1 protein-coding gene is annotated in these 2,076 nt (G+C 68.5%); it reads left to right on the top strand.

Translation table 11 applies throughout. The features are described 5' to 3' along the window. Positions 1–347 precede the first annotated feature (347 nt). On the top strand, positions 348–1,973 hold the full coding sequence (locus ACWIE7_RS18930; RefSeq protein ID WP_454070293.1) for a DEAD/DEAH box helicase family protein: 1,626 nt from the start codon (positions 348–350) through the stop codon (positions 1,971–1,973). Positions 1,974–2,076 lie beyond the last annotated feature (103 nt).

The raw sequence follows: 2,076 nt of genomic DNA, 5'->3' as shown, positions 1-2,076 counted from the left end.
CCGCTCATCAGACGCTGGGCGACGTACAACGTTCCGGACCCCCAGAACGCGTGGTACGTCGACGGCTGCACGTCCTTCCGAATTACGACCGCAGACGGGCGGGTTATCGAGCACGCATTGAAGCCCTATCCGGCAATCCGATCAGGGGACTGGAGCGGGCCGTAGAATTCCGTACCGTCACATCGCAGCCTGATGCGCTGGGGCATCGTCCTTCCGTCGTCGAACGAGTAACGTCCGCGACGCACCGCCGCCGGCCCCCAGAGTGAGCCCGACCCAACCAGGACCACCCGGGAGAACACCGTGGACTCACCCGCCCTCGTCACCGCCCGCAACGACAGCGGGATCTGATGGCGACCCGGCCCTCGCGTAAGGCCACCACGAAGCGCAAGACCGGCGCCAAGCGCAAGGCCGGCACCACGCGAGCGAAGGCAACCAAGAAGTCCAGCGCGGCGGTGCCGTCGATCCCTCCCGGCCAGCGAGTGTGGCTCTTGGAACTCCCCTGGGGAGGATTCGAGGGCGGGACCCCGGCGGGGGTGACCTACTACAAGTCCCTCACCGCGCACGCCTACGTCGGCACCGCCCTGCCGAGCGCACTGGAGCCCTACGCCAGCAAGCCGTACTCCTACCTGCGGTGGCGGGAGGACGAGCTCAACGGCAGCGAGGGCCCCGGCGCGACAGCCGCACCGATGACTCTTCGCCCGGAACAACTCGCGGACGTGGACGCGATCGTCGCTGCCGCCGAGGGGCAGTTCCGGCAGGTCCATCTGGCCAACGACGTGGGCACCGGTAAGACCCTCGTGGCAGTGGCCGCGGCGAAGGCCATCGCCGCGTCGCGTGGTGCACGGACTGTGCTGGTGACGGTGGATCGGCCGGCCCGCATCACCATCCCGTCGTGGCGGCGCACCATCGCCGCACTGGGCGACGACGATCTACGCTGGATCATCATGTCCTCGGACAGCCTCGGCAAACTGATGGCCCGGAACGGGCGCCCGCGGCTGAAAGTCGAAGTCGCGCTCGTCGACGAGGCCCACCAATTCCGTTTCGACAGCAAACGGACCAGCTACATGCGGCGCCTCACGCGCATGGATGAGCCGCACGACAAGGCGCCGTTCGTGCTGACGATCACCGCCACCCCCGGGCATCATCCGGCCAAGGAGTCGCTGCAGACGCAGCAAACCGCGATCAGCGACGTGCGCGACACCCTGCTTCGACACGACCCGCCTCTGCTTCTCACCCGGTCGGCGCCGTGGGGGCCGCCACCCTTCGACGTGGACCTGGTGGAGCTGACCCCGGACCAGTGGCGGGCCTACGAGCTGGAGTGGGGCGACTTCCAGCGGGAGATGCAGCTGGCCAGGACGGGCAACAACGTCGCCCGCGGGCTGGCCGCCCTGGTGCGACTGCGCCAAAAGGCCTCGATGATCCGGGTCGAGCACACGGTGGCGGCGGCCAAGGCCGAGCTCGAGCGCGGCTACCAGGTGTTGATCGCCACCGAGATGGTGTCCACGGCCGCGCATCCGGTGGCCGAGATGCTCGAGGCCGACGGGATCCCGGTCACACGGATCTACGGCGCCAATCCGGAGGCCGAGGCCGAGCGGATGCGGTTCCAGCGGGGCGAGGCGCCGGTGGTGGTGTTCAACACGCCCACGGCGATCAACCTGCAGGCGGGCGAGCAGTTCGCCGACAGTTCGTTCGCCACCACGACCCCGCGCAGGGGCTTCTTCCATCAGGCCCGCTACTCGGGACTTCTGGCCGAGCAGACGATGGGACGCGCGCACCGGAACCATCAGGTCTGCGCCTGGTCGCTACTCGCGGCGGCGGGCACGATCGAAGAACGAGCGGGGACGGTCATGCTGTCCCGTCTCATCGCCTCCGCAACCAGCACCGACGCGGACGCCTCCACCTTCTTCGAGGTGGCCCGGGTGTTTGGTATCGACTGGATACCGGCCGCACGGCTGCGAGAGGGTCTCGACTAGGGGAAGCTCCGGTCAAGCCACAGCCTTGTGACCTGACCGTGGGCCCTACTCCAGCCCAGGCACCAGGCCTCGCAGATCGATGATGTCGATGTGGGCAGCGGGC

This window comes from Dietzia sp. NPDC055343 (assembly GCF_053645265.1).
Note: the sequence above shows the minus strand (reverse complement) of the source record. Positions and strands in the feature narration are given on the sequence as shown.

Excerpts from the sequence above, each read along its gene's own strand:
- ACWIE7_RS18930 (WP_454070293.1), top strand. The coding sequence starts at position 348 with ATGGCGACCCGGCCCTCGCGTAAGGCCACCACGAAGCGCAAGACCGGC.